This window comes from Streptomyces sp. TG1A-60 (assembly GCF_037201975.1).
In the GTDB taxonomy this organism is placed as follows: Bacteria; Actinomycetota; Actinomycetes; order Streptomycetales; family Streptomycetaceae; genus Streptomyces.
The window spans coordinates 1850505-1870725 of sequence record NZ_CP147520.1 but is presented as its reverse complement, the minus strand read 5'-3'; the positions used below and the strand labels follow the sequence as shown (position 1 = coordinate 1870725).

At 71.5% G+C, this 20221-nt stretch carries 18 protein-coding genes and 2 pseudogenes; 10 read left to right on the top strand and 10 right to left on the bottom strand.

Features of this window, described 5'->3' with window-relative positions:
- The first annotated feature begins 266 nt into the window (after window positions 1-266).
- The 4 genes from WBG99_RS07580 to WBG99_RS07565 all read left to right on the top strand — a co-directional run bounded on the left by WBG99_RS07580 (window position 267) and on the right by WBG99_RS07565 (window position 3319).
- Window positions 267-656 carry a cell division protein SepF gene (locus WBG99_RS07580; protein ID WP_338900257.1) on the top strand — a complete coding sequence of 130 codons (390 nt, stop codon included), beginning with the start codon at window positions 267-269 and terminating at the stop codon, window positions 654-656.
- Between the two features lie 481 nt (window positions 657-1137).
- Entirely contained in the window at window positions 1138-2313 is a 1176-nt protein-coding gene (locus WBG99_RS07575; protein WP_338895587.1) for an ATP-binding protein, read from the top strand.
- Window positions 2300-2650, top strand: a complete 351-nt coding sequence (locus WBG99_RS07570) for a nucleotide pyrophosphohydrolase (protein WP_338895586.1) — start codon at window positions 2300-2302, stop codon at window positions 2648-2650. The genes WBG99_RS07575 and WBG99_RS07570 overlap by 14 nt, the downstream gene beginning before the upstream one ends.
- A 192-nt stretch (window positions 2651-2842) precedes the next feature.
- A complete protein-coding gene (locus WBG99_RS07565; RefSeq protein ID WP_338895585.1) occupies window positions 2843-3319 on the top strand; it encodes a DUF6099 family protein in 477 nt (158 codons plus the stop codon).
- A gap of 183 nt (window positions 3320-3502) precedes the next feature.
- Here WBG99_RS07565 and WBG99_RS07560 read toward each other — a convergent pair whose 3' ends face one another.
- Complete coding sequence (locus tag WBG99_RS07560) at window positions 3503-3670, bottom strand: hypothetical protein (protein WP_338895584.1); 168 nt, start codon at window positions 3668-3670, stop codon at window positions 3503-3505.
- Window positions 3671-3911: 241 nt separating this feature from the next.
- On the opposite strand from WBG99_RS07560, the gene WBG99_RS07555 reads away from it, so the two are divergent.
- From WBG99_RS07555 to uppS, 4 genes are all read left to right on the top strand, one after another.
- Complete coding sequence (locus tag WBG99_RS07555; protein ID WP_338895583.1) at window positions 3912-4835, top strand: LLM class F420-dependent oxidoreductase; 924 nt, start codon at window positions 3912-3914, stop codon at window positions 4833-4835.
- Between the two features lie 227 nt (window positions 4836-5062).
- Complete coding sequence (locus WBG99_RS07550) at window positions 5063-6565, top strand: 3' terminal RNA ribose 2'-O-methyltransferase Hen1 (protein WP_338895582.1); 1503 nt, start codon at window positions 5063-5065, stop codon at window positions 6563-6565.
- A complete protein-coding gene (locus tag WBG99_RS07545; RefSeq protein WP_338895581.1) occupies window positions 6562-9108 on the top strand; it encodes a polynucleotide kinase-phosphatase in 2547 nt (848 codons plus the stop codon). The genes WBG99_RS07550 and WBG99_RS07545 overlap by 4 nt, the downstream gene beginning before the upstream one ends.
- A 221-nt stretch (window positions 9109-9329) precedes the next feature.
- Window positions 9330-11198, top strand: a complete 1869-nt coding sequence (gene uppS, locus WBG99_RS07540; protein ID WP_338895580.1) for a polyprenyl diphosphate synthase — start codon at window positions 9330-9332, stop codon at window positions 11196-11198.
- On the opposite strand, the pseudogene WBG99_RS07535 reads toward uppS, so the two are convergent.
- Window positions 11195-11542, bottom strand: a pseudogene (locus WBG99_RS07535) (hypothetical protein); the annotation flags it as partial. The gene uppS and the pseudogene WBG99_RS07535 sit on opposite strands and share 4 nt — an antisense overlap.
- A 192-nt stretch (window positions 11543-11734) precedes the next feature.
- Between WBG99_RS07535 and WBG99_RS07530 the strand changes: the two are divergent.
- Together WBG99_RS07530 and argF are read left to right on the top strand one after the other, a co-directional pair.
- Window positions 11735-12958 carry an arginine deiminase gene (locus WBG99_RS07530; protein ID WP_338895579.1) on the top strand — a complete coding sequence of 408 codons (1224 nt, stop codon included), beginning with the start codon at window positions 11735-11737 and terminating at the stop codon, window positions 12956-12958.
- Between the two features lie 119 nt (window positions 12959-13077).
- Window positions 13078-14085, top strand: a complete 1008-nt coding sequence (gene argF, locus WBG99_RS07525) for an ornithine carbamoyltransferase (protein WP_338895578.1) — start codon at window positions 13078-13080, stop codon at window positions 14083-14085.
- 33 nt (window positions 14086-14118) lie between these two features.
- On the opposite strand, the gene WBG99_RS07520 is transcribed toward argF, so the two are convergent.
- From WBG99_RS07520 to WBG99_RS07485, 8 genes and pseudogenes are all read right to left on the bottom strand, one after another.
- The gene (locus WBG99_RS07520; RefSeq protein WP_338895577.1) at window positions 14119-14571 is read right to left on the bottom strand and encodes an ATP-binding protein; all 453 of its coding nucleotides are present in this window, start codon (window positions 14569-14571) and stop codon (window positions 14119-14121) included.
- A gap of 370 nt (window positions 14572-14941) precedes the next feature.
- Window positions 14942-15493: an adenylyl-sulfate kinase gene (cysC, locus tag WBG99_RS07515; protein ID WP_338895576.1), complete on the bottom strand. Its 552-nt coding sequence runs from the start codon at window positions 15491-15493 to the stop codon at window positions 14942-14944.
- On the bottom strand, window positions 15490-16731 hold the full coding sequence (locus tag WBG99_RS07510; protein WP_338895575.1) for a glycosyltransferase family 4 protein: 1242 nt from the start codon (window positions 16729-16731) through the stop codon (window positions 15490-15492). The genes cysC and WBG99_RS07510 overlap by 4 nt, the downstream gene beginning before the upstream one ends.
- Window positions 16728-17153 (bottom strand): hypothetical protein, encoded by a 426-nt coding sequence (locus WBG99_RS07505; RefSeq protein WP_338895574.1) that lies wholly within the window; start codon window positions 17151-17153, stop codon window positions 16728-16730. Before WBG99_RS07505 ends, WBG99_RS07510 begins: the two co-directional genes overlap by 4 nt.
- Window positions 17135-18028 (bottom strand): sulfotransferase, encoded by an 894-nt coding sequence (locus WBG99_RS07500; RefSeq protein WP_338895573.1) that lies wholly within the window; start codon window positions 18026-18028, stop codon window positions 17135-17137. The genes WBG99_RS07505 and WBG99_RS07500 overlap by 19 nt, the downstream gene beginning before the upstream one ends.
- Before the next feature lie 84 nt (window positions 18029-18112).
- The gene (locus WBG99_RS07495; protein ID WP_338895572.1) at window positions 18113-18946 is read right to left on the bottom strand and encodes a PaaX family transcriptional regulator C-terminal domain-containing protein; all 834 of its coding nucleotides are present in this window, start codon (window positions 18944-18946) and stop codon (window positions 18113-18115) included.
- A gap of 15 nt (window positions 18947-18961) precedes the next feature.
- Window positions 18962-19120 (bottom strand): annotated as a pseudogene (locus tag WBG99_RS07490) (hypothetical protein); the annotation flags it as partial.
- A 211-nt stretch (window positions 19121-19331) separates the two neighbouring features.
- The gene (locus WBG99_RS07485; protein ID WP_338895571.1) at window positions 19332-20147 is read right to left on the bottom strand and encodes a carbonic anhydrase; all 816 of its coding nucleotides are present in this window, start codon (window positions 20145-20147) and stop codon (window positions 19332-19334) included.
- Window positions 20148-20221 lie beyond the last annotated feature (74 nt).

Here is a 20221-nt window from a genome sequence, read left to right as displayed (position 1 = left end):
ACGTCTACCTCGCCGCCCGGCACGCACGATCGGCCCGGCACGCCCGATCGTACGAATTGCCCGTTACGCCGATGTCACATGACGCGATCATGAGGGGTTACGCCCGCCACACACGGCCGCGCAAGGGGCTGTGAGGGCGTGAACCGGCCGTTGTACCGGACGGGGGCGTCGCGGTCCGTGTCGCTGTTGGGCCGAACGGGTGACCATGCGTAAGAATGGCTGATGCAGTCATTCAGTGCGAGCCAGGGGGAAGGCCGGTGAACAGGGTGAACAGCCACGATGTCACCGACGAACAGTGGGAGGGGCTCGCCCAGGTCGTGCCGCTGCGGGGCCGGGACGCGTGGCCGTCCGCGGTCGGCCATCGGTCCATACCGGAAGCCGAGACCGAGGCCCGGCGCCGCTTCGTGGTCCTGCGCGTCAATGTCTTCGCGGACGCCCGGGAGGTGGCGGAGACGCTGATGGCGGGCATTCCGGTGCTGCTCGATCTGTCGGGCGCGGAGTCCGACACCGCCAAGCGCGTCCTCGATTTCAGTACGGGGGTCGTTTTCGGCCTCGCCAGCGGAATGCACCGCGTCGACCGGAACGTGTTCCTTCTCACGCCGCCCGGCACCGAGGTGCGAGGGCTCATGGAAGACGCCGGGATCCCCGGCATGTGACCCGGGCCCGGGACGCTCCCGACCCGCGCGCCGACACGGCCCGAGGCGCCCCCGTCGGTCCGGAGCGTTCCGGCTGACGAGGGACGCTTCCATCCGGTTTGCGGGGCGCGCCCCGTTGGCCCGGAGCGCTCCCGGCCCGCGCGGGACGCTCCCGGTGTCGGTCCGATGAGCGCCTGGTCGATCTGATGCGCTCCCGATTGGTTCTTGAGCGGTCGGCCCGCCCGGCACGGGTGGCCGTACCGGGGAGTCGCAGGCCCGGCCGGTCCAGGGCGCTCCCGATCGTTTCGAGGGGCTTCCCGATCGGTCCGGAGCGCTTGCGACCCGCCGGGAGCACTTGCGGCTTGCCCGGAGCGCTTCACGCTCGCCCGGCGCTCCCTGGTGGAGTGGGGCGCCGTGGACTGAACCGGGGCGCTCCCTCGATCGTAGGAAGATCCACTGGGTGGAACGGTTCACCTGACGGGTGGGCGCCTAGTGTCCGCATATGACCGTGCCATCCCTGTCGCCGACGCGCCCCGGCATGGACGCCGGGGCGCGTCCGGAACGGCCGAGCGTCACCGAACTGCGGCTCTCCGCCTTCGCCGGGCACCGGGGCGCCTTCCTCTCGATGGGGCCGCTGACCCTGCTCGCGGGACGCAGCGGCAGCGGCAAGACCACCGCCCTGCGGGCGTACGAGGCGCTGGCGCGGCTCGGCGGCGGCGCCCCTGTCGACGAGGCGTTCCCGGAACCGGAGGGCTGTGTCCCGGAGCGGGCGCGCCCCGACGCCCAGCGGCGGCGCGGCTTCCGCATCGGCTGCACGGCCGACGGGCCCGAAGGACCCGTCCAGCTCGACATCGCCGTCCAGGCCGAGCCCGAACTCCGCATCGTGGGCGAGCGGCTGACGGCGGGCGGGCTGATCCTGCTGGAGACGGCACTGGTCGACCCGGGCCGCCCCGTCGTCCAGGCCGCCTGGCACACGGCGGGCTCCACCCCGGTCACCCGAGGCCCGCTGCCCGACGACCGGCTCGGCACCACGCTGCTTCCGCTCCGCGTCGCCGGCAAGACGGACGGCCAGCGCCGGGTCCTCGCCGCCGCCGAGCAGATGGTCGTCGCGCTGCGCTCGGTCTACGCCTGCGATCCGTGCCCCGGACGTATGCGCGCCGCCGTGCCGCTCGGCACCGGACGGCTGCTCCCGGGCTGCGACAACCTCGCCGACGTGCTGTGGCGTACGCGGACGGAGTGCGGCCGGCGGCACGCGCTGCTGGTCTCGGCCGTCCGTGACGGCTGCGTCGGGCCGGTCCTGGACCTGCTGGCCGAGCCGCTGCGCGACGGTGCGGTACGGGCGGTGCTGGACCGGGGCGACGGGGTGCGCACGGCCCTGGGCCTGCTCGGGGACGGAGAGCTGAGGTACCTCGCGCTCGCCCTCGTGCTGTTCACCGGTCCCGGAGTGCTGGAGGTCGACCCGGTCGCGGAGGTGCCTGCCGCGCTCCAGACACTCACGGTCCTCGCCGACGGCTTCGACCGCGCCCTGGACCCCGGGCAGGCCCTGGAGCTGGTGCGGCTGGCGGCCCGGATGTGCGACCGGGGGCACATCCGGCTGGTCGGCGCGGTGAGCGACGCCTCCTGGGCCGCGGGGGTGCCCGGGGTGACGGTGGTAGACCTGAACCGTGAAAGATCCTGAACCCGCCCGGAAACCCGATGTGGCGACCCTGCAGCGACGGCTCGCCGAGTTCGCCGCCGCCCGTGACTGGCAGCCCTACCACACGCCCAAGAACCTGGTCTCCGCCCTGAGCGTCGAGGCGTCCGAACTCGTCGAGGTCTTCCAGTGGTTGACGCCGGACGAGTCCGCGCGCGTGATGTCGGACCCGGAGACCGCCCATCGGGTCACGGACGAAGTCGCCGATGTGCTCGCCTACTTGCTCCAGTTCTGTGAGGTGCTGGGCATCGATCCGCTGGCGGCGCTGGAGGCGAAGATCGACCGCAACGAACACAGGTTTCCTCCGTCGAAGCGGCTCTGACGGTGCCGGGAGATGAGCGTGTCAGTCCGCTTGTCACTCTCCGGAGTTGAAGTGTTGTCCACAGTCGATTTGCTATCCACAGATTTCGGGCTTCCTCTGGCTTTCCGTCTCACTCGGCTTCACTGTGGGTAATGAACAGGCAGGAGTTCAGGCGGACGTGTGAGAGCGCGTCGGGACAGTCGGGGGCAGCGCATGGATGCGGTGCGGCTCATCTTGTTGAGCAGACGTGCTCTGGCGGGCAGCGTCGAGGGACGTCAGATCATGGCGGAGGCGTGGCAGTCCTGTGCCCTCGCGCAGGCGATCGGCAGCCGCCTCGCGGTCTCAGGCCCTCCCGAACTGCGCGGCGAGGCACTGGGGTTGACCGAGCTGGCGGGCAGCGGCTGCGGCATACTCGGCGCCCCGCCTCTCGGCGTGGGCGATTTACGCGCCGCCCGGCTCACCGAGCTGGGCGACGCCCATGAGTCCCTCCACCGCCTCGGCGGTCTCCTCGGCGAGGTCGGCATAGCCCTCGTCGGTCTCGCCAGCGCCGCCGACGAGGAAGCGACCTACTGGCAGTGCATGGAAGCCATCGACGCCGCGGACGAGGCACGCGACCGAGTCCTGGAGATGCTCCGCCGTCTGGCGGTGAGAGACCAGGTACTGACCGAGAGGGACGCGGCAGCGGGATGAGGGCCCCGCGCGGGGTGCGGGGACGGCGCGACCGGCCCGGACGCTCCCACGCACATCCACGCACGCGGCGAGGGCCCGGGACGCGCAGTGCCCCGGGCACGGTTCGGGGCGCAGCCCCGTGGGACATGGGGAACGCCCGGCCCCGGGAATCGCGGCCGGGCGCCGACGAGCGGTCGGGGCAGGTCAGGCCGAGTCGGTCCGCTCCGCCGGGGCGGGTCGCGGCGTGGAGAGATCCGCGTCGAGCTGGGACAGGTCCGCGTTCAGGGCAGCCATCAGCTCCTCCATCTGCTGGAGCAGACCTCTGGGCTGCGCAGGCACGGTGGCCTGCTCCGGCACGGCTTCCTGGGACATGTGACGGCCTCCTCGGCCCTCGCCCCCCCCGAGGGGGCACGTGTGCAAGCGTCCCGGCAGCGGCGGCCGGACGGGTGCCGGGCGGTCCGGCTCCTCCCGAGCAACGATCACCGTTCCCGCCGGTCACTGGCCCGAGCCCGTCCCAGGCGCCGGATTGACGGATATTCACCCGACCGGGAACCCTTGCGGCTCCGGCGGGACCGGTGGGGTTGACCGGTGGACCAGCGTGCAGGATGGAGTCATGGATCTTCGCATCTTCACCGAGCCCCAGCAGGGGGCGACCTACGACACACTCCTCACTGTCGCCAAGGCCACCGAGGACCTCGGTTTCGACGCCTTCTTCCGCTCCGACCACTACCTCCGCATGGGCTCGGTCGACGGCCTGCCCGGCCCCACCGACGCCTGGATCACCCTGGCCGGACTCGCCCGCGAGACCAAGCGCATCCGCCTCGGCACCCTGATGACCGCCGGCACCTTCCGCCTGCCCGGCGTGCTCGCCATCCAGGTCGCCCAGATCGACCAGATGTCCGGCGGCCGGGTCGAACTCGGCCTGGGCGCGGGCTGGTTCGAGGAGGAGCACAAGGCGTACGGCATTCCGTTCCCCAAGGAGAAGTTCGCCCGCCTGGAGGAGCAACTGGCCATCGTCACCGGCCTGTGGGCCACCGAGGTCGGCAAGACCTTCTCGTACGAGGGCAGGCACTACCAGTTGACCGACTCGCCCGCCCTGCCCAAGCCGGCGCAGGCCAAGGTGCCGGTCCTCATCGGCGGGCACGGCGCGAGCCGCACCCCGCGCCTCGCCGGGCGGTATGCCGACGAGTTCAACATGCCGTTCGCCTCGATCGAGGACAGCGAGCGCCAGTTCGGCCGGGTGCGCAAGGCCGCCGAGGAGGCCGGCCGCACGGGCGGCGACCTCGTGTACTCGAACGCCCTGGTCGCCTGCGTCGGCAAGGACGACGCCGAGGTCGCCCGCCGCGCCGCCGTGATCGGCCGCGAGGTGGAGGAGCTCAAGGCCAACGGGCTCGCCGGCTCCCCGGCCGAGGTCGTCGACAGGGTCGGCCGTTACCAGGCCATCGGCTCCCAGCGCGTCTACCTCCAGATCCTCGACCTCGACGACCTGGACCACCTGGAGCTGATCTCCTCCCAGGTGCAGTCGCAGCTCTCGTAGCGGCACCGCCCGACACGGCGGGCCGGTCCCCGCACCCCTCAGGGGGCGCGGGGAACAGGGCCGGCCGAAGCCGACGCCGTACCGAAAATGCCTCCGTGGTCCCGCGGCCCTCGCTGTACGTTGGGGAAGCGCGCCGCAGCGGGTATGCGCAGCTCAGCCACCCATACGCCACCCACCCATCGACCTCAGACACCCGGCTCAGTCACCCACCACGAGGCAACCCCACTGTGTTCCTGACGATCAGTACCACCGGTACCCCAGAGCGCCCCGCGACCGATCTCGGTTTCCTGCTGCACAAGCATCCCGACAGGGCGCAGGCGTTCTCCACCTCCTACGGCAAGGCGCACGTGCTCTACCCCGAGGCGGACGTCGAGCGGTGCACGGCCGCACTGCTGCTGGAGGTGGACGCGGTGGCACTGGTCCGGCGCGGCAAGGGCAAGGGCCGTGGCGGGGCCCCCGACGCCGCCCTCGCACAGTACGTCAACGACCGCCCGTACGCGGCCTCCTCCCTGCTCGCCGTCGCACTGAGCAGCGTGTTCTCCAGCGCGATGAGCGGACGCTGCGACGCCAGGCCCGACGCCCCGGGACAGACCCGCCCCCTGCGCGTCGAGATACCTGCGCTGCCCGCGCGCGGCGGCCGGGACCTCGTCGCCAAGCTCTTCGAACCGCTCGGCTGGACGGTCACCGCCGAGGCGGTCGCACTGGACACCCAGTTCCCGGAGTGGGGCGACTCCCGCTACGTACGGGTCGTCCTGGAGTCGCAGTCGCTGACCCTGGCCGAGGCGCTGCGCCACCTGTACGTGCTGCTGCCGGTCCTCGACGACGCCAAGCACTACTGGGTGTCGTCCGACGAGGTCGACAAGCTGCTGCGGGCGGGCGAGGGCTGGCTCCCGGTCCACCCGGAGCACAAGCTGATCACCAGCCGGTATCTCTCCCGCCGCTGGTCGCTGACCCGGCAGGCCATGGAGCGCCTGGAACTCGTACGGCTGGCCGAGGCCGACGACAGCGAGGTCGAGGCGATCGACAACGCCGTCGAGGAGTCAGCGGACGGCGAGACCGAGGAGAAGCCGACGCCGCTGGCCGTGCGGCGCCGGGACGCGATCACCGCCGCGCTCACGGAGGCCGGCGCCGCGCGCGTCCTGGATCTCGGGTGCGGTCAGGGCCAGTTGGTGCAGGCCCTGCTGAAGGACGCGCGTTTCACCGAGATCGTCGGCACGGACGTGTCGATGCGCGCGCTCACCATCGCCTCCCGCCGTCTCAAGCTGGACCGCATGGGCGAGCGGCAGGCCTCCCGCGTCCAGCTCTTCCAGAGTTCCCTCGCCTACACCGACAACCGGCTCAAGGGCTATGACGCCGCCGTGCTCTCCGAGGTCATCGAACATGTCGACCTGCCCCGGCTGCCGGCCCTGGAGTACGCGGTGTTCGGCGCGGCCCGTCCCCGCACCGTCCTCGTGACGACCCCGAACGTCGAGTACAACGTCCGCTGGGAGACCCTCCCGGCCGGGCACGTCCGCCACGGCGACCACCGCTTCGAGTGGACGCGCGAGGAGTTCCGGACCTGGGCGAACGCCGTGGCCGAACGGCACGGCTACGCGGTGGAGTTCGTCCCCGTCGGGCCCGACGACCCGGAGGTGGGCCCGCCCACCCAGATGGCCGTCTTCTCCATGAAGACAGCCACCACCGAGACCACCACCGAGTCCGTGAACGCGAAGGAGGCGAAGGCGGCATGACCGAGACCCAGCTGAAGCGGGGACGCACCCTGCCCGTCACCGACCTCTCCCTCGTCGTGCTCATCGGTGCCTCCGGCTCCGGCAAGTCCACCTTCGCCCGCCGGAACTTCAAGCCCACCGAGGTCATCTCCTCCGACTTCTGCCGGGGCCTGGTCTCCGACGACGAGAACGACCAGAGCGCGACCCGCGACGCCTTCGACGTGCTGCACTACATCGCGGGCAAGCGCCTCGCGGCCGGCCGCCGTACGGTCGTCGACGCGACCAGCGTGCAGCCGGAGGCCCGCAAGCAGCTGATCGAGCTGGCCAGGAAGCACGACGTGCTGCCGATCGCCATCGTGCTCGACGTGCCGGAGGAGGTGTGTGCCGGGCGCAACGCGGCCCGCACCGACCGCGCCGACATGCCGCGCCGCGTGATCCAGCGCCACACCCGCGAACTCCGCCGTTCCCTGCGGCACCTGGAGCGCGAGGGCTTCCGCAAGGTGCACGTCCTGCGGGGCGTGGAGGACGTCGAGAGCGCCACGGTCGTCACCGAGAAGCGCTTCAACGACCTGACCCACCTCACCGGCCCGTTCGACATCGTCGGCGACATCCACGGCTGCGCGAGCGAACTGGAGTCGCTGCTCGGCACGCTGGGCTACGTCGACGGTGTGCACCCAAAGGGCCGTACGGCCGTCTTCGTCGGCGACCTCGTCGACCGCGGCCCGGACAGCCCCGGCGTGCTGCGCCGCGTCATGTCGATGGTCGGCTCGGGCAACGCGCTGTGTGTGCCCGGCAACCACGAGAACAAGTACGGCCGCTACCTCAAGGGACGCAACGTCCAGCACACGCACGGCCTCGCCGAGACCATCGAGCAGATGGAGGGCGAGAGCGAGGAGTTCAAGAAGCAGGTACGGGAGTTCATCGACGGTCTCGTCAGCCACTACGTCCTCGACGGCGGCCGGCTCGTCGTCTGCCACGCCGGTCTGCCGGAGAAGTACCACGGCCGGACCTCCGGCCGGGTGCGCAGCCACGCCCTGTACGGCGACACCACGGGCGAGACCGACGAGTTCGGGCTGCCGGTCCGCTACCCGTGGGCGGAGGACTACCGGGGCCGTGCGGCCGTGGTCTACGGCCACACCCCGGTGCCCACCGCGACCTGGCTGAACAACACCATCTGCCTGGACACGGGCGCCGTCTTCGGCGGCAGGCTCACCGCGCTGCGCTGGCCGGAGCGCGAGCTGGTCGACGTACCGGCCGAGAAGGTCTGGTACGAGCCGGCCAAGCCGCTGGCCTCGGAGGCGCCCGGCGGGCACGAGGGCCGACCGCTGGACCTGGCGGACGTGCACGGCCGACGGGTCGTCGAGACCCGGCACGCGGGCCGGGTGTCGGTCCGCGAGGAGAACGCGGCGGCGGCCCTGGAGGTCATGAGCCGCTTCGCGGTGGACCCGCGGCTGCTGCCGTATCTGCCGCCGACCATGGCGCCGACGGCCACCTCGCTCATCGAAGGCTATCTGGAGCACCCGGCGGAGGCGTTCACGCAGTACAAGGCGGACGGTGTCGCGCGGGTCGTGTGCGAGGAGAAGCACATGGGATCGCGGGCGGTAGCCCTGGTCTGCCGTGACGCGGACGCGGCCCGCGAGCGCTTCGGCGTGGACGGCCCCACCGGCTCCCTCTACACCAGGACCGGGCGCCCGTTCTTCGACGACGAGGCCCGCACCGAGCTGATCCTCGGCCGGATGCGCGAGGCCGTGACCGCGGCCGGACTGTGGGAGGAGCTGGACACCGACTGGGTGCTGCTCGACGCCGAGCTGATGCCGTGGTCGCTGAAGGCGTCCGGGCTGCTGCGCACCCAGTACGCGGCCGTCGGCGCCGCGTCCGGCGCGGTGTTCCCGGGTGCGCTGGCCGCCCTGGAGGGCGCCGCGGCACGCGGTGTGGACGTGGGTGAGCTGCTGGGCAGGCAGCGCGAGCGGGCCGCCGACGCGAGCGCGTTCACCGAGGCGTACCGGCGCTACTGCTGGCCGACCGAGGGCCTGGACGGTGTGCGGCTCGCCCCCTTCCAGATCCTCGCCGTCCGGGGCCGCAGCCTTGCCGCCCTGCCGCACGACGAGCAACTGGGCCTCATCGACCGGCTCGTCGAGTACGACGTCAGCGGCCTGCTGCAGACCACCCGACGGCTCTTCGTCGACACCGGCGACGAGGACTCGGTGCGGGCCGGCACCGACTGGTGGCTGGAGATGACCGGCCGGGGCGGCGAGGGCATGGTCGTCAAACCGGTCGGGGCGGTGGTACGCGGCGATCAGGGACGGCTGGTCCAGCCGGGCGTCAAGTGCCGGGGCCGGGAGTACCTGCGGATCATCTACGGCCCGGAGTACACCCGGCCCGAGAACCTCGCGCGGCTGCGCGGCCGGTTCCTCAACCACAAGCGGTCGCTCGCCCTGCGCGAGTACGCCCTCGGCCTGGAGGCCCTGGACCGGCTCGCCGAGGGGGAGCCGCTGTGGCGGGTGCACGAGGCGGTGTTCGGGGTGCTGGCTCTGGAGTCGGAGCCCGTCGACCCCCGGTTGTGAGGGGCGGGGACCCGCCCGTGACCCGTGTACCCGCGCCGGTGAAGCGACTTTGCGGCTGATAATGTCGCAGAAAGGCGTGGCCGTGCACTGCGTTCGAATGGTTCCCGTGGTTCCAGCGGTTCCGGCAGTGCTCGGGTGACAGTGACCGCGGCCAGGCGCGGACGGTCGCCGTCACCCGGGTCGGTCCCATCGGTCCCACTCGAAGGTATGCGGGGTTTCCCATGCGTCGCACCACAACGCGGTCCCGGACACGGTCCGGGCGAGCGCGATCGGCACTCGACGCCGGGTACGACGAGTGCCGCCGTCTGGTCCGCACGACCCGGCCCACCGAATACGCCCTGATGCAGCTGATGCCGCCGGTGGTCCGCCCGGTCTCCTGGGCGCTGTACGCGGCCTTCGGCTACGCGGACGACCTGCTCGACCTCTCCGAGGAGGCGCCGCGGGAGCGGGGCCGCCGGCTCCGGGAGTGGCGGGCCGCGCTGGAGGCGGACCTGGCCAGCGGGACCAGCGACGACCCGATCCGGCTCGCGCTGACCGACGCGGTGTGGCGCTGGGGGCTGGACCTCGGCGACCTGCTGGGCGCGCTGGACGCGGTCCAGCGGGACGACGACCGCAAGGGCGTGACGACCTGGCAGGAGTGGCGGGAGCGGGCCCACGCCCAGAACATCAGCTGGCCCGAACAGCTCATGCGGATGCTGGTGCGCTGTGGGCTGCCCGTTCCCGTGCGGCTTCGGGACCTCGCGGGGTTCACCCGTTTCGTGGAGGGGCTGTTCCTCACCGACATGCTCCGCGACCTCCCCGAGGACCTGGACGGCGGACACGTGTGGTTCCCCGCCGAAGTCCTCGACCGTTTCCATGTCACCCCGGACGAGCTGATCTCCCGGCAGTGGACCCCCGCCGTGCAGCGGATGATCGGCCACCTCGCCGGCGAGGCCCGGGAGTGGCTGGAGGGCTCCCGCCGGGCGCTGCGCGGCTCCCTGCCGCTGGGCCCCGCGATCGTGCTCGACACCGCCGTCGACCTGTTCGGCGCGGAGCTGGACGCGATCGTACGGGCCGGTTCCGCAGCCCTGCGCCGCCCGGTACGCGTCGCCCGGCACACCGAGTGGCGGATCCTCGCCCCCGCCCGGGCACGGGCCGCCGTGGTGTGGCGTCTGACGCTGCCGCCGGGCAGGGACACGGCCATGGACACGGCCATGGACACGGTGGGGCGGGCCGGCGCGGACGGGTCTCCCCGCGACGACACGGCACCGGCCCCGCTAGCCGGCCCCGAGCGGCACACGGCCCGGATCGCCGAACCGCCCCTGCCGCCGCGTCCGCACCGCGACGGTGCCCGCCCGCCGGCCATAGCCGCGGCCCATCTGCCGCAGCACGTCGCGATCGTGATGGACGGCAACGGCCGCTGGGCCACGGGCCTCGGACTGCCCCGCGACGAGGGGCACCGCGCCGGAGCGGTCGCGCTGCGGGACGTCGTCCAGGGTGCCCTGGAGATCGGCCTCCCCCACCTGACCGTCTACGCCTTCTCCACCGAGAACTGGAAGCGCTCGCCCGACGAGGTCTCCAAGCTCTTCGCGATCATGCGCGCCGAACTCCTCGACGGTGAACTGCTCGACCACGACGTACGGCTCCGCTGGGTGGGGTCCCCCGACGGGCTCCCGGACGACGTGGTCAACGTACTCCGCAGCCAGGAACACGCCACCCGCAACCGTACGGGCCTGACCCTCAACGTCTGCGTCAACTACGGCGGTCGCGCCGAACTCGCCCAGGCGGGCGCGGCCTTGGCCCGTGCCGCCCTGGCCGGTGAGGTCGATCCCGCCAGGGTCTCCGAGCAGCTCTTCGCCGCCCATCTGCCCCACCACGCCCTGCCCGACGTCGACCTCCTGTGGCGCACCAGCGGCGAGATCCGTACCTCCAACTTCCTTCCCTGGCACGCCCATTACGCGGAACTCCACTTCACCGACCAGCCCTGGCCCGAGGTCGACCGCCGCGACCTCTGGGCCGCCGTCACCGCCTACACCCACCGCAAACGCCGCAAGGGAGGCACCACGACACCGACGGTGCCCACACGGGCGCCGGGGGAGACCGAGGGCTAGGCCAGGGCCGCTGCAACAGGGTTGCCATGGGGGGCTCGGTGTTCTCTTCGGCCAGGTCGGCCCGGCAGCCGCAGGCGCACCCCGGCCACACCCATACCGTCTGGCCCCACGTCAGGTCCAGTGCGTCGCTCTCCATCCGTTCCGAAGGCGATGAGGCGGTCGGATGCGACGGTGAGGTGGCGGTGTGCGGTGACCGTCGAGCCGGCCGGCGACGAGGGACGTTCCGGCCGCCTCCCCGTGCCGGTCCCCGCGAGCACACCGGACGAGGCGTGGGGCTCGACGGCACCCCTGTTCGCCGTCGAGCCCCAGACGGTACCGGCGGTCTGGTGCCCCGCCGCGCCGAGGAGAGCGACTTCCCGGCCTGGTCGGGCCGGTGGCGCACCGGCCATGGACGCCCCCCTCGGTGGTGCTTCAAGGCTCGTTAGCGTCGCTTGGACGATAATAAGGCGGCCCGTTTATCGTCAAGAGGACGAAATGAAGGAGTCGTTTCCGTCGGCCAGTGGGTGAACACGCGCCCGAATGGTCAGGATGAAGGCATGGGATTCCATGTCGACTCCGAGGCCGGGCGCCTGCGCCGCGTCATCCTGCACCGGCCGGATCTGGAGCTCAAGAGGCTCACCCCCAGCAACAAGGACATGCTGCTCTTCGACGACGTGCTGTGGGTGCGCCGGGCGCGCGCCGAGCACGACGGACTCGCGGACGTCCTGCGCGACCGGGGGGTCGCCGTCCATCTCTTCGGCGACCTCCTCACCGACGTCATGCGGATCCCCGAGGCCCGGGAGCTCGTCCTCGACCGGGTCTTCGACGAGAAGGAGTACGGCCCCCTCGCCACGGACCACCTCCGGGCGGCCTTCGAGTCCCTGCCCCTGCCGGAACTGGTCGAGGCGCTGATCGGCGGCATGACCAAGCGGGAGTTCCTGGACGCGCACATGGAACCGGCGAGCGTCCGCTTCCATGTCATGGAACTCGACGACTTCCTCCTCGGTCCCCTCCCCAACCACCTCTTCACCCGCGACACCTCCGCCTGGATCTACGACGGGGTCTCCATCAACGCCATGCGCTGGCCCGCCCGCCAGCGCGAGACCGTCCACTTCGAGGCGATCTACCGGCACCATCCCCTCTTCCGTGACGAGACGTTCCACGTCTGGTCGGAGGGTCAGGCCGACTATCCGTCCACCATCGAGGGCGGCGACGTCCTCGTCATCGGCAACGGCGCCGTCCTTATCGGCATGAGCGAGCGCACCACCCCGCAGGCCGTCGAGATGCTCGCCCACAAACTCTTCGCCGCCGGCTCCGCGCAGACGATCGTGGCCCTCGACATGCCGAAGCGCCGGGCCTTCATGCACCTCGACACCGTCATGACCATGGTCGACGGTGACACCTTCACCCAGTACGCCGGACTCGGCATGCTCCGCTCGTACACCATCGAACCCGGCGTCGGCGAGAAGGAGCTCAAGGTCACCGACCATCCGCCGGAGCACATGCACCGCGCGATCGCCGCCGCGCTCGGCCTCAACGAGATCCGGGTGCTCACGGCCACGCAGGACGTCCACGCCGCCGAGCGCGAGCAGTGGGACGACGGCTGCAACGTCCTCGCCGTCGAACCGGGCGTCGTCGTCGCCTACGAGCGCAACGCCACCACCAACACGCATCTGCGCAAGCAGGGCATCGAGGTGATCGAGATCCCGGGGAGCGAGCTGGGGCGGGGGAGGGGCGGGCCGCGCTGTATGAGCTGCCCGGTGGAGAGAGCGGCGGTGTAGGGGACCGGCCGTCGAGGGGGGCGACCACCGAGAGGGTGGCCGTATAGAAATGTGGAACATCGTATAGACTTCCAGCCTTCCTTGTGCTGTCCCTGTCCCCGTCAACCCAGGAGCGCCCCATGGCGACTGTCCCCCACGCCCTCGCCGGGCGCCACTTCCTCAAGGAGCTGGACTTCACCGCGGAGGAGTTCCGTGGGCTGATCGAGCTGGCCGTGGAGCTGAAGGCGGCCAAGAAGGCCGGGACGGAGACCGAGCGGCTGCGGGGCAGGAACATCGCGCTCGTCTTCGAGAAGACCTCGACGCGCACCCGCTGCGCGTTCGAGGTCGCCGCGGCCGACCAGGGGGCCCGGACCACGTACCTAGACCCGTCCGGCTCGCAGATGGGTCACAAGGAGTCCGTGCGGGACACCGCGCGGGTACTCGGCCGGATGTTCGACGCGATCGAGTACCGCGGCGCCAGCCAGGCGAACGTCGAGGAACTCGCCGCGTACGCCGGCGTGCCGGTCTACAACGGCCTCACCGACGACTGGCACCCCACGCAGATGCTCGCCGACGTGATGACCATGACCGAGCACAGCGCCAAGCCGCTCGACGCGATGGCTTTCGCCTACCTCGGCGACGCCCGCTTCAACATGGGCAACTCCTACCTGGTCACCGGGGCCCTCCTCGGTATGGACGTCCGTGTCGTCGCCCCGCGGGCCTACTGGCCGGCCGAGGAGGTCGTCACCCGCGCGCGCAGGCTCGCGGAGGTCAGCGGGGCGCGGGTCACGCTCACCGAGCAGGTGTCCGACGGGGTCGCGGGCGCCGACTTCGTGGCCACGGACGTCTGGGTCTCCATGGGGGAGCCCAAGGAGGTCTGGGGCGAGCGCATCGGCGCCCTGTCCCCGTACGCGGTGACCATGGACGTTCTGCGTGCCACCGGGAACCCGGACGTCAAGTTCCTGCACTGCCTGCCGGCCTTCCACGACCTCGGCACGAAGGTGGGGCGTGAGATTCACGAAGTCCACGGTCGGGAGTCGCTGGAGGTCACCGACGAGGTGTTCGAGTCGGCGCACTCGGTCGTCTTCGACGAGGCGGAGAACCGGCTGCACACGATCAAGGCGGTTCTGGTGGCGACGCTGGCCTGACGTTCGGCTTCGGGGCGGTCCATGTGGGGCGGCTCATGTGGGGCGGCGCTGTGGAGGCACCGTCGGGAGGCGGAACCAGACCGCCTTGCCGGAGTCCGTGGGGCGGTGGCCGCAGGAGGAGCTGAGGGTGCGGATGAGGAGCAGGCCGCGCCCGTGCTCCTGCCAGGGGTCGGGCTCGCCGCGGCCCGGGGCGGTGAGGTCGCCCGGGGGTGCCGGATCGGGGTCGTGGACCTCCACCTTGCAGCCGGACGGCAGCAGCTCGACGACCAGCTCTATGGGCCCGTCCCCGGCCGCGTGCTCGATCGCGTTCGCGACCAGTTCCGCCGTGAGCAGTTCCGCTGTGTCGCAGTCGGTCCTGTGCTCCAGCTCCGTCAGCGCCGTGCGGACCAACGCGCGGGCCACGGGCACGGCCGCGGCGGTGTGCGGCAGCGCGATGCGCCAGGAGGCGGGGGCGGAGGGTTCTTGCACGGCGGTGGGTCCGTTCATGGAGCAGGTCATGGCTCGTCCTGCTTTCAACGTCACGAATGGTACGGCGCGGACCGTCAGAGCCGCTCGGCGGGCGCCGTGCGGGGCCTTGGGCCCCGTCGTCAGCCCGTCTACCCACACCGACGCTCCGCGGCGCCCGACCGAGCCCGCCGTTACCGGCCTGTCGAACGTCCGTGACCGAGTCACGGCCCCCGCCCGCCAGGCCGACGGCCGCACCCGGTCTGTCGCGCACCCGTCGCACGGCATCGCGTACTCGTGACGGCAGTCAGATATCAGCGATAACTTCAGGGCCGGAGGCACCTGCCGACGCCGACAGGGTGCCCGTCGCCACGGTGGCGGGGCGACCCCGACCGGGACAGCATGGAGACGCTCATGCGAGGCCCCGATCCGCGAGCAACGCGTACACGGCCGCGGCCGATTCGTCGGGCGTCTGGTGCTGCGTCGGCACCACGAGCGCCGGGTCGGCCGGAGGCTCGTACGGGTCGTCGACACCGGTCAGGCCCTTGAGCCGGCCGGCGGCCTGACGGGCGTACAGGCCCTTCACGTCGCGCTCGCTGCACACCTCGACGGGGGTGGCGACGTGCACCTCGAAGTACGGTGTGCCGCTCACGTCGTGGCGCTTGCGGACGGCCTCGCGGCTGTCGGCGTACGGCGCGATGACGGGGACGATGGAGAGCACGCCGTTGCGGGCGAGGACCTCGGCGACGAGGCCGATGCGCTGCACGTTGGTGTTGCGGTCCGCGCGGGAGAAGCCGAGGCCGGCGGAGAGGAAGCGGCGGATCTCGTCACCGTCGAGGACCTCCACACGGTGCCCCTCGGACCGCAGCCGGCCGGCGAGGGTCCGGGCGATCGTGGTCTTGCCCGCGCTCGGCAGCCCGGTGAGCCAGACCGTGGCTCCCCGAGCCCTGGACGAGGTGCTCATGCGCGTGTTCCTTTCGCGGCGGCGCCGGTGCCGTGCCGTTGCTCGTGGAGGGAGGTGAAGAGGGACTCCCAGCGGTGATGGACGGAGTCCGGGCCGTACGAGGCGGCCGTGAGGACCGCGGCCACACCCATGTCGGCGCGCAGCGCCTCGTCGGCCATCAGCCGGGCCATCGCGTCGGCGAGCGCGTCGGGGTCCTCGGGCGCGACGAGCAGCCCGTCCACGCCGTGCGTCAGCACGTCGGCGGGGCCGGTCGGGCAGTCGAAGCTCACCACGGGCAGGGCGTGGCTCATCGCCTCGATCATCACCATCGGCAGTCCTTCGAAGCGTGAACTGAGCACGTAGAAGGAGGCCTTGGCGAGTTCGTCGTCCAGGCGGTCGGTGTGTCCCATGAGGAACACGTGATTGTAGAGATGGTGTCCTTCGATGAGGTCGCGAAGTTCCGACTTCTTCTCGCCGCTGCCGTAAATTCTCAGCTGCCAGTCGGGGTACGTCTCGACGAGCTTCGCCCAGGCCGGGATCAGCAGGTCGAAACCCTTCTGCGGGAAGAGCCGGCCTGCCGCCACCGCGATCTTCGACCTGGGGTCGGCGGGGACCTGGTCGAGGGAGTGCACGGCGTTGGGGACGCGGACGACCCGGGCCCCGGGCAGGATTTCGGCGTACTCGCCGCGGTCGCGCTCGGTGAGCACGGCGACCGCGGCGAAGCGCGGGTAGGTCTCCTGGATGCGCTGCTGCACGTCCCGCTTGTGGGTGCCGAGGTTCATGTGCTCCTGGGCGACCCGGACCACACCGCCGGTGGCGTACTCGGCGGCCAGGAAGTTCAGTGCGGGCCGGGTGGTCACCAGGATGCCGTCGGTCAACGACCGCAGGTACGCGATGAGTCGGTCCTCGACGTACCGGTTGAAGTGGCGGTAGCCGAACTCGCCCTTCGGGATGTGCTGCGAGGGCGCCTCCAGCAGCTCGCCCCGCTTGCGGTCGCGCCAGCGGGCGACCAGGCCGGACGGTGGGGTGTAGGCGCCCTCGCGCAGATCGACGACCGCGGAGACCCGCACCCGGGGGTCGAGGGGGAACTGTATGTCGTCGCGGCGGCGGGTCGCGCTGACGATCTCCACGCTCCAGCCCGCCGCCACGAGCGAGTTGGCCTGGTTCATCACGGTGCGGATGGTGCCGCCCCGGCCGTACGCGTGCAGCAGCAGATACCGGATGCGGGGGCGCTGGGGGAGGGGGCGACGGTCGATCATGCGGAGCCTCCCGTGCGGCACTCCAGAGACAGGTTGTCCTTGATCGTGTAATAGGGGCGCACGCGGAGGTCCCCGGTGCGCTGCTCCGGATACACGAAGATCTTCTTCTTGCCGCGCACGTCGTCGAGATGCCTTCCGGCGCGCAGTTCGACCTTGCCGTCCGTCAGGTGGATGTCCCACTCCTCGACGGGCGCGTAGTCGGACGCGGCGAGGTCGTCGACGGGCAGCCGGCTCTCGAAGCGGTCGCCCGTGACGTCGGCGGCGTAACGCAGCCGGCGGTCGGCGTGGGCGCGGCGGGTGAGAAGCAGCTCCCAGGTGCCTTCCGCCGGGACCCCGTGAATGCGTCCGACGAGTCTGATGCGGCCGTCGCGCGGCCACACCTCGGTTATCTCGGCGTGCGGCTTCACCGGCTGTAGTCCCACGCCCGGCACATCGGCCGGAGGATCTCCGGGATGTCGTCCTCGGTGGGGAGTGCGCGCCCGGCCTGCACCTGACCGGTCTTGATCTTGTCACGCCAGTCGCCGAGGCCCTTCACGACCTGTGTGTCGTCCTTCCGGCCGTAGTCGAGCATGGCCGGCTCGAAGTCGATGTCGAGGAACGCGCACAGCCGTCGCATCTCCTTCCCGGGGTCGGCGGTGATGTCCTCGTAGCGCACGGTGTGGCCGGTGAGCGCCTTGCGGGCCCTGTCGACGGCCTTCATGTAGCGCAGCGCGTCGGCGGCGGCCTCGTCGTAGGTGCGCTTGTCGGGGTCGCCCTCGTGCCACGACTGGGCGATGGAGACCGGGTGGCGCAGCAGGAAGACGAAGCGGGCGTCGGGCCAGCAGTCCCGGATGCGCTCGTGGACGAAGGCGTTGCTCGGGGTCTTCTCGACGACGAAGTCCTTGCCCGATCTAACCAGTTCGCGGTGCATGACCCGGTCCCAGAGCAGATGCTCCAGGTCGCCGCGCTCCAGGTCGAGGGCGCTCATCGCCTTCTGCGCCAGCTTGCTGCCGTAGCCGACCTCCAGGCGGCGTATGTGCAGCTCGTGCGGGGAGTGCAGCCGCGAGTGCGCGTTGAGGAGCATCCGCAGCAGGGTCGAGCCGGAGCGCACGGGCGACATGATGAAGACCGGCTGCCTCAGCAGCCTGTCCATGGCCAGTTCCTCGGGAGCCGGACATCGGTACACCGCCGTGGGCTTCTTCACGGCCGGCTTCGCAGCCTTGGCCTTGGGCGCGGCGGGCGCTACCGGGGCGGCCTTGCGCACTTGCAGGCCGGTGGTGGCGGTGAGTGCACGGTTCAGGTTGCGCAGGAGACTCATGCGTCAGAATAGTAAGTAAGGATTCTGAGAAGACGGAAGGAGAACCCTGAGGGTTCCCTGAGCGGGCAGAGTTGTTACGGGTTTTCACGGTTGGCTCGCGGTCACGCCGGCGTAGACGGCGCCCGCGTCCCGCAGCCGCGTATGCAGTGCCCGGAAGACGGCCGCCGAGCGCACCCCCGGCCAGTCCGCCGGCAACAGCGCGGTCGGCAGTCCCGGGTCTGCGTACGGCAGATGGCGCCAGGAGTCCACGGCCAGCAGATAGTCGCGGTACGCCTCCTGCGGTGGGGTGTCGGCGCGGTGGTCCCAGCCGTGCAGCACGGGCGCGTGCCGGTCGAGGAACGCCTCGTGCTGCTTGGCGATCCCGGCCAGGTCCCACCAGCGCGCCACTGCCTCGGCGGTCGCCGCGAACCCCAGGTGCTTGCCCCGGAACAGGTCCACGTACGGGTCGAGCCGCAGCCGGGTCAGGGTGTGCCGGGTCTCCTCGTACAGGCGGGCCGGCGCGATCCACACCCCCGGGGCGGCCGTGCCGAAGCCGAGTCCGGCCAGCCGGGAGCGCAGTACATGCCGCTTCTGCCGCTCCGCCTCCGGTACCGAGAACACGGCCAGCACCCAGCCCTCGTCCTGCTCGGGCGCCGTCGCGTAGATCCGCCGGTCGACGTCGTCCAGCAACTGCCGCGCGTCCTGAGACAGCGCGTACCCGGCCGCCCCCGCCCCCGCCGCCGTGCGGGCCGGCAGCAGCAGCCCGCGCCGTTTCAGCCGGGACACCGACGAGCGGACGGAGGGCGCGTCGACACCCACCGCGGCGAGCAGCCGGATCAGCTCGGAGACGGGCACGGGACCCGGCACCGACCGGCCGTACGCGCCGTAGAAGGTGACGATGAGCGAACGCGGTGCATGCTGTTCGGACACGTTGATCATTTTAGGTCTTCGGTGTCACCGCTGGTCACTCAGGGTGCGTAGGCGGAACCGCTGGAGCTTGCCGGTCGCCGTGCGCGGCAGCGCGTCCAGGAACACGATCTCGCGCGGACACCTGTACCGCGCCAGCTCCGCCCTGGGGAACGCCCGCAGCCTCTCACCGTCCCGGGCCGCCCCCGCCGAGGCGCCCACGAAGGTGAGCTCGGGCCACTGGGCCGGGGCGGCAGACGGTGGCGGGCGAAGGTGTCGACATGGCGGTGACCCTGGAGTTCATCACGTTCGCCCCGGAGGTCACCCTCGTCGAGGGCTGAGCCGCGACAACGGCGAAGGCGGCCCCGGTGGTGGGTGTCCACCGGGGCCGCCTTCGCCGTGCCAGGGCCTGAGCCTCCTACTTGAGCAGGTGCACCCGCTGGGTCGTCAGGTCGTAGCGGGCGCCGACGATGGCCACCTTGCCCGTCTTCACCCTGGCGGCGAGGTCGGCCTCGGCGGCGAGGCGGGAGCGGACGAGCCGGACGTTCGCGTCGATGGCCGCGGTGATCCGGGCGTCCCCCTCCAAGCGGTGGTCGATGACCGGGGCGATCTCGTCGGCGATGTACTGGATGTGGGCCGGCAGCGCCTCACCGGTCTGATCCGCCTGGACCGCCGCCGTCACGGCTCCGCAGGACTGGTGGCCGAGCACCACGACGAGCGGGATGTCCAGTTCCAGGACGCCGAACGCGACGCTGCCGAGCACGGCCTCGTCCAGTACCTCGCCCGCGCTGCGCACGGTCATCAGGTCGCCGAGGCCCTGGTCGAAGACGAGCTCCGGCGGAACACGGGAGTCGATGCAGCCGAGGACGACGGCGAAGGGGTGCTGACCGGTCGTCAGGGTCTTGCGGAGGGTGGCGCTCTCGTCGGGGTGCCGCTGCTTGAAGGTCCGCCAGCGGCGGTTGCCCTTCGACAGCTCCTTCAGCGCCGCTTCGGGCGTGCTCGGCCGGGGGGCGGCCGAGGACGAGCGAGCGGCGCCGGTGGAGCGGCCGGCGGGTTCCGCGTCGGCCGGGAAGGTGCCGATCGCGAGGCCGCCGCCGAGCACGGCGGTGCCGGCCAGTGCGGTGCGCAGAAAGGTGCGCCGGGCGCGGGGCTTCGCGTGGGCTATCGGGAGGTCGGCGCTGGTGGCGGTCGCCGTGGCGTCGTCGCCTCTGCGGGGTGCTGCGTCTGAGTTCACGGGCAGGAACGTACGCCCGACTTGAACGCTCAAGCATTCAAGTTGCTGAATCATGGACGAGCGTTGATGAATCG